Origin of the sequence: Kitasatospora sp. NPDC002227 (assembly GCF_040296285.1) — a bacterium.
GTDB lineage: Bacteria > Actinomycetota > Actinomycetes > Streptomycetales > Streptomycetaceae > Kitasatospora.
Genome location: NZ_JBEOWY010000050.1, coordinates 53977 through 60797, shown reverse-complemented (window position 1 = coordinate 60797; position 6821 = coordinate 53977). Strand labels below are relative to the sequence as shown.

Below are 6821 nucleotides of genomic sequence, written 5' to 3'. Positions count from 1 at the left end.
CCTCAGTGGCTTCCGGCATCGAGGACGCCTTCCTGACCGCGTACAAGGAGGGCAGCTTCCACTACCTGATGATCGCCGCCGACAAGATCTGACCCGGGCGGCACGGGCGACACGGCCGGCGCGGGCGGCCCGGACGCTCACGGTCCGTCAGGGCCCCGGGGCAATGGTCCATTGCGCTTCATCTCTCCGACATGTACACATCTCCCGGCCGCACCTTTGCGGCCCCAGAGTCTCTGCGCCGAAGTTGTACAGATTCCTTTCGGAGGCCCCCCGTGTCGCCCGTGTCCCGCCGCACCTTCCTCGGCTCCGCCGCCGCCCTCGGCGCGGCCGTCGGCCTGGACTCCCTGCCCGGCCTCGCGCCCCGCGCGTCCGCCGCGGCCACCGGGACGATCGCCGACGTCAAGCACGTCGTCGTCCTGATGCAGGAGAACCGCAGCTTCGACCACTACTTCGGCGCGCTGAAGGGCGTGCGCGGCTTCGCCGACAGATCGGCCGTCCAGATCGCGGGCGGCAACAGCGTCTTCAACCAGCCGAACGGCAGCGGGCGGCAGTACCCGTGGCAGCTCAGCGCCACCAAGACCTGGTGGTGGGGCAGCAGCGGCGAGCTGCTCGCCCAGTGCGACGGCTCGCTCGACCACGGCTGGTCGACCCAGCACCAGGCGTGGAACAACGGGAAGATGGACTCCTGGATCTCCGCCAAGGGCTCCGACCGGACGATGGGGTACATGGTCCGGTCCGACATACCGTTCCACTACGCGCTGGCCGACGCGTACACCATCTGCGACGCGTACCACTGCTCGATCCTGTCGGCGACCGGCCCCAACCGCACCTACCTCTGGTCCGGCACGATCGACCCCGGCGCCACGGCCGGCGGCGCGGCCTACGACGGCGGCAGCGAGAGCGGCCTGCACTGGCAGACCTACGCCGAGGCCCTGCAGAACGCCGGGGTGAGCTGGAAGGTCTACCAGAACGCCTCCGACAACTTCGGCGACAACGGGCTCGCCTACTTCAGCCAGTTCAGCGGCGCCCCGAGCTCGAGCCCGCTCGCCCAGCGCGGCATGGGCTCCGTGCCGAGCACCGGCTCGACGCCGGACGACATCGCGAACGCCATCAAGGCCGACGCGCTGGCCGGCACCCTGCCGCAGGTCTCCTGGGTGGTCGCCAACCAGCTCTTCTCCGAGCACCCCGACGGCCCGCCGGAGAACGGCGCGCACTTCATCAACCTGGTGCTGAAGGCGCTGGCGGCCGACTCCGCGACCTTCGACTCGACCGTGCTGTTCCTCAACTACGACGAGAACGACGGCTTCTTCGACCATGTCCCGCCGCCGGTCGCGCCCGCCGGGACGGCCGGGGAGTTCTACTCCGGCACCAACATCGGCCTCGGCTTCCGGGTCCCGATGATCATCGCCTCGCCGTGGACCCGCGGCGGCTACGTGGACTCCCAGGTCTACGACCACACCAGCGTCATCCGCTTCCTGGAGACCTGGACGGCCGCCCTCGGCACCCCGGCCGTCTGCCCGAACATCAGCACCTGGCGCCGCCAGGTCTGCGGCGACCTCACCGGCGCCTTCGACTTCGCCAACCCGGTCCACGGCCTGCCCGGCCTGCCCGACACCAGCGCCACCATCAGCCAGGCCACCGCGAACACCCAGATCAACCCGGCCCCGGCCACCAACTCCATGCCCGGCCAGGAGAGCGGCACCAAGCCCGCCCGCGCCCTCCCCTACCAGCCCAACGCCTGGGTCGACCGGATCGAGTACAACGCCAACAACCAGATCCTGCTCTGGCTCGACCTGGCCAACCAGGGCCCGCAGGCCACGAGTTACGCGCACTACTCGGTCTACGCCAACGCCTACCGCAGCGGCGGTCCCTGGCAGTACACCGTCGCGCCCTACAACGCCGCCACCGGCGCCGACGGCACCGCGAGCGACTTCTTCAACATCGGCGCGAACTTCGGCAACGGCCAGTACGACCTCACCGTCCTCGGCCCGAACCGCTTCCTGCGCCGCTTCACCGGGAACGCCACCACGGCCGGCAAGACCGCCGAGGCCTCCACCTACTACGCCCCGGCACCCGACACCGGCAAGCAGGCCGTCTGGTTCAAGCTCACCAACACCGGCACCACCGCCGTCACCTTCACCATCACCCCCAACGCCTACCGCACCGACGGCCCCTGGACCTACCAGGTCGCCCCCGGCGCCACGGTCGGCGACTATTTCAACGCCGTCGCCTACACCAACGGCTGGTACGACTTCACCGTCACCGTCAACAACGACCCCGCCTGGTCCCGCCACGCCATCGGCCACCTCGAGACCGGCGCCGTGAGCATCAGCGGCTGACGGGCACCGGGGTGCCCGAGGCCGAGGCATCAGGCATCAGGCATCAGGCACCCCGGTACGCCATCGCCTCCGTCCCCGCGGCGTCGACCGGCACGGCCAGGACGGACCCCGACCACCCGGCGTCCCCGGTCAGCCCGATCCGCGCCGTGGTGACGAGCAGCAGCCCGCCCGAGGGCGGCAGGCAGACGGAGGTCGGCTGCGGCACCGGCAGGCGTACGGTCGCGTCGAGCGTGCCGTCGGGCGCGTAGCGGTGCACGGCGCTGCCGCCCCAGACGGCCACCCAGAGCCGGCCCTCGGTGTCCACCGTCATGCCGTCCGGCGAGCAGGCCGCGCCCGTCCGGGCGAACTCCTCGCGGTCGAGGAGGCTCCCGTCCCCGGAAAGCGTGCAGCGCAGGATCAGCCCGGCCGCGCTGTCCGCGACGTACATCACCCGCCCGTCGGCGCTGAACGCGGGCCCGTTGGCGATGGTCAGACCGGTCAGCACCCGGTGCACGGACCCGTCCCGGTCGACGCGGTAGAGCGAGCCGGCCCCGGGGGTGCAGTCGTAGGCCATGCTCCCGGCCCAGAACCGGCCCTGCGGGTCGCAGACGCCGTCGTTCATCCGCATCGCGGTCGCACCGCCCTCCTCGGGGCGGGCCAGCCATTCGGTGCGGCCGTCCGGCCCGAGCAGGGCGAGGCCCGGGCCGGCGGCCGCGATCCAGTGGCCGGGGCGGCCCTCGACCGGCGCGACCGCGCCCAACGGGACGTCCAGGCACAGGAGTTCGCGGGCCGCCGGGCGGGCCGGGTCGGGGACTTCGAGCAGCCGTCCGGCCAGGATATCGGTGTAGACCAGGCGGCCGTCGACCCAGCGGGGGCCTTCGCCGAGTTCGTGGTCGGCGGCCACCCAGACGGCGGCGGGTGTGTCGAGGTCGGGCATGCGGAGTCCTCTCAGCGCAGGATGGTGCCGGCCGGGCGGTCGAGGAGGGCGAGGTCCTCGCGGGTGGGCAGCCCCTCCCAGTCTCCCCGGGTGGCGACCGAGAAGGCACCGGTGGTGGCGGCCCGGTCGAGCCGGCCGGGCAGGCCGAGCCCGTCGAGCAGGCCGGAGAGGTAACCGGCCACGAACGCGTCCCCGGCGCCGACCACGTCGACCACCGGCACCTGACGCGCCGCCACCCGGACGGTGCCGTCGGCCGTGCTGACCTGCGCGCCGTCGCCGCCACGGGTCAGCACCACCTCCCGTCGGCCCTGGGCCAACAGGCCGGCCACGGCCTGCTCCTCGCCCTGCCCGGGGTCGGCGCAGACCAGGTGCAGCTCGTCCGCCGAGGCCACCAGCACGTCGGCCAGGTGGGCGAGCGGCCGCAGCACGGCCCGGGCCCGCTCCGGCGGCCAGAGCCGGCTCCGGTAGTTGACGTCGAGACAGACGGTGACGCCGAGCTCCCGGGCCCGCCGGGCCGCAGCGAGCACCGCCTCGGCGGCGCCGTCGCCCAGCGCGGGCGTGATGCCCGTCAGATGCAGGACCCGGACCTCGGCCGAGAGCGCCGCCAGCACCTCCTCGGCCCGCAGCGCCGAACCGGCGGAGGCGGCCCGGTAGTACGAGACCCGCGCCAGGTCGCCGATCCGGCCCTCGCGCACGAGCAGCCCGGTCGGCCGCCCGTCCCCGTCGGTACGGGCGTGCGCGAGGTCGACGCCCTCCGCCCGCAGGGTGCGCAGCACCAGCTGCCCGAACTCGTCCTCTCCCACCCGCCCGGCCCAGCCGGCCCGGTGGCCCAGCCTGGCCAGGCCGATGGCCACGTTGGACTCGGCCCCGGCCACGGAGAGCTCCATCGGTGCGCCGAGCCGGACTCGGCCGGTGGCGCGCAGGGCCCCCATGGTCTCCCCGAAGGTGAGGACTTCGACGCTCATACCGCCACCTCCGCGAGCTCGGCCCGCCACCGGGCGGTCCGGGCCCGCAGCTCGGAGAGCGGGCCGCCGTTCGCCGCATCGCCCACCAGGGGCGAGCCGACGCCGACCGCCGCCGCCCCGGCGGCCAGGTAGGCCCGGGCGAGCTCGGCGTCCACCCCGCCGACCGGCAGGAACGGCACCTGCGGGAAGGGGTCGCGCAGCGCCCGCAGGTAGCCGGGCCCACCGATCGAGGCAGGGAACAACTTGACGGCCGACGCACCCAGCCGAACCGCCCGCATCACCTCGCTGGGCGTCAGTGCGCCGATGAGCAGCGGCAGTTCACTCTCCAGCGGCTCGTCCGAGCCCGGTGACACCAGGAATGCCGCACCGGCCTCAGCCGCCCGGCGGGCATCGGCGGCGGTGCGCACCGTCCCCGCGCCGAGCAGGGCCTGCGGCCCCAGCGAGCGGCGGGCCCGCTCGATCACGTCAAGCGCGTCCGCCGTGGTCAGCGAGACCTCGACGGCGGTCAGGCCCTCCTCGGCGAGCGTCAGGACGGTGCGCAGCGCGGCCTCGGGATCGGTGCCGCGCACGATGGCCAGGGTGCGGTACGGCAGTCGGGTCAGCTTCACGGCAGCCTCTCAGCTGGTGCGGGTGGCAAGGACGGTCCGAGGTCGGTGTCCGGGACGGTCACCACTCCGCGAACCCGCCGTCCGGGTGGCTCCAGACCGGGTTGCGCCAGCGGTGCCCCGTCTCGGCGGCGCGCCGGACGGCTTTCTCGTCGATCTCGATGCCGAGCCCCGGCCCGGTGGGCAGGCTCGCGTGACCGTCCGTGAAGCGGAAGGGAGTTGGGTCCAGGAGGTGGTCGAGCAGGTCGCCGCCCCGGTTGTAGTGGATCCCGAGGCTCTGCTCCTGGATCAGGAAGTTCGGTGTGGTGAAGGCCAGTTGGAGGCTGGCGGCGAGCGCGATCGGGCCGAGCGGGCAGTGCGGGGCCATCGTCACGTCGTACGTCTCGGCCAGGGCCGCGATCCGGCGCAGCTCCGAGATACCGCCCGCGTGGGAGACGTCGGGCTGGGCCACCGCGATCCCGCTCGCCAGCACCTCGCGGAAGTCCCAGCGGGAGTAGAGCCGTTCGCCGACCGCCAGCGGGATCGAGGTGGCGTCGGCGAGGCGCCTCAGCTGGTCGGAGTGCTCCGGCAGCACCGGCTCCTCGACGAAGAGCGGGTGCAGCGGTTCGAGCAGCGGCAGCACCCGGCGGGACATCGCGGTGGACATCCGGCCGTGGAAGTCGACCGCCACGTCGCGCTCGCGGCCGAGCACCTCGCGCACCGCGGCGACCCGGTCGGCCACCTCCTGGGTCCTGGCCGGGGTGTCGATGGGGCGCAGTTGCGCGGAGCCGTTCATCTTGACGGCGGTGAACCCGGCCTCGGCCTGGGCGCGGGCCGCCTCGGCCACCTCCGCGGGCTCGTCGCCGCCGATCCAGGCGTAGACCCGCACGCTGTCCCGGACGTGCCCGCCCAGCAGTTGGTGCACCGGCACGCCGTAGGCCTTGCCCGCGATGTCCCACAGGGCCTGGTCGATCCCGGCCACGGCGCTGGAGAGCACCGGCCCGCCCCGGTAGAACCCGCCCTTGGTGAGCCGCTGCCAGTGGTGCTCGATCCGCAGCGGGTCGGCGCCGACCAGCAGTTCGGCCAGCTCGTGGACGGCGGCGCGCACGGTCTCCGCGCGGCCCTCGACCACCGGCTCGCCCCAGCCCGTGACGCCTTCGTCGGTGCTGATCCGAAGGAACAGCCAGCGGGGCGCGACCAGGAAGGTCTCCAGCTCGGTGATCCTCACCGTCCATCACCTGCCGCAGGATCGTCCATCACCTTCCGCAGATCGGCCTCGGCCTGGCTGAGCAACCGGCGGACGGCCGCCTCCGCCGCGTCCGGGTCCTGCGCCCGCACCGCCTCGAGCACCGCCCGGTGGGCGGGCACCGCGTCGGCCGAGGGCTCCGCGCCGTGCACCAGGTGGTCGCGCACCCGCAGGCCCGCCTCGATCACCACCTCCATCCGGGTGAGCAGTTCGTTGTGCGCGCAGGCGAGCAGGGTGCGGTGGAAGTGCAGGTCGGCCTCGACCATGGCGTCCACGTCGCTCCCGGCGGCGGCCATCCGCTCCAGCGCCGCCGCGAGCGCGTCGAGGTCGCCCTGGTCGCGCCGTTCGGCGGCCAGCCGGGCCCCGGCCGGTTCGACGATGGTGCGGACTTCGGCGAGGTCCGCCAGGAAGCCCTCGGCCGGGACGCCCCGGCCCTGCCAGCGCAGCAGGTCGCCGTCGAGCAGGTTCCAGTCCGCGCGCGGCCGGACGTACGTGCCGCGCTTCTGCCGGGACTCGATCAGCCCCTTCGCCGCCAGCACCCGCAGGGCCTCCCGGACCACGGTCTTGCTGACGCCGAGCTCTCGTTCGAGCCCCTCGGGCTGCAGCAGCGCCCCGGGCCGGTAGCCGCCCCGGACGATCCGCTCGCCGATGATCTCCACGGCCTGTCCGTGCAGGCCCCTGGCCGGCCGGTCCATCCCGCTCTCCCCTCTGCTCGTACTCAGGCCGAGGCCTTGGCCTCGGGCCGAAGCCTTGACCTCGGGCCGAAGCCTT

At 73.7% G+C, this 6821-nt stretch carries 6 protein-coding genes; 1 reads left to right on the top strand and 5 read right to left on the bottom strand.

What is annotated here, in order from left to right; all coding sequences use genetic code 11:
- The first annotated feature begins 272 nt into the window (after window positions 1–272).
- A complete protein-coding gene (locus tag ABT095_RS31480; protein WP_350532966.1) occupies window positions 273–2339 on the top strand; it encodes a phosphocholine-specific phospholipase C in 2067 nt (688 codons plus the stop codon).
- A 43-nt stretch (window positions 2340–2382) separates the two neighbouring features.
- Here the strand turns inward: ABT095_RS31480 and ABT095_RS31475 are convergent, their stop codons facing one another.
- The 5 genes from ABT095_RS31475 to ABT095_RS31455 are packed head-to-tail and all read right to left on the bottom strand — an operon-like array spanning window position 2383 to window position 6745.
- Window positions 2383–3255 carry an SMP-30/gluconolactonase/LRE family protein gene (locus ABT095_RS31475; protein ID WP_350532965.1) on the bottom strand — a complete coding sequence of 291 codons (873 nt, stop codon included), beginning with the start codon at window positions 3253–3255 and terminating at the stop codon, window positions 2383–2385.
- Window positions 3256–3266: 11 nt separating this feature from the next.
- Window positions 3267–4220: a sugar kinase gene (locus ABT095_RS31470; protein ID WP_350532964.1), complete on the bottom strand. Its 954-nt coding sequence runs from the start codon at window positions 4218–4220 to the stop codon at window positions 3267–3269.
- On the bottom strand, window positions 4217–4828 hold the full coding sequence (locus ABT095_RS31465; RefSeq protein ID WP_350532963.1) for a bifunctional 4-hydroxy-2-oxoglutarate aldolase/2-dehydro-3-deoxy-phosphogluconate aldolase: 612 nt from the start codon (window positions 4826–4828) through the stop codon (window positions 4217–4219). The genes ABT095_RS31470 and ABT095_RS31465 overlap by 4 nt, the downstream gene beginning before the upstream one ends.
- Before the next feature lie 58 nt (window positions 4829–4886).
- Window positions 4887–6032: a galactonate dehydratase gene (dgoD, locus tag ABT095_RS31460; protein ID WP_350532962.1), complete on the bottom strand. Its 1146-nt coding sequence runs from the start codon at window positions 6030–6032 to the stop codon at window positions 4887–4889.
- Window positions 6029–6745, bottom strand: a complete 717-nt coding sequence (locus tag ABT095_RS31455) for a FadR/GntR family transcriptional regulator (protein ID WP_350532961.1) — start codon at window positions 6743–6745, stop codon at window positions 6029–6031. The genes dgoD and ABT095_RS31455 overlap by 4 nt, the downstream gene beginning before the upstream one ends.
- Window positions 6746–6821: the final 76 nt, after the last annotated feature.

Bases quoted from the DNA above. Each gene is read 5' to 3' on its own strand.
- ABT095_RS31475 (WP_350532965.1), bottom strand. From the start codon at position 3,255: ATGCCCGACCTCGACACACCCGCCGCCGTCTGGGTGGCCGCCGACCAC.
- ABT095_RS31470 (WP_350532964.1), bottom strand. From the start codon at position 4,220: ATGAGCGTCGAAGTCCTCACCTTCGGGGAGACCATGGGGGCCCTGCGC.
- ABT095_RS31455 (WP_350532961.1), bottom strand. From the start codon at position 6,745: ATGGACCGGCCGGCCAGGGGCCTGCACGGACAGGCCGTGGAGATCATC.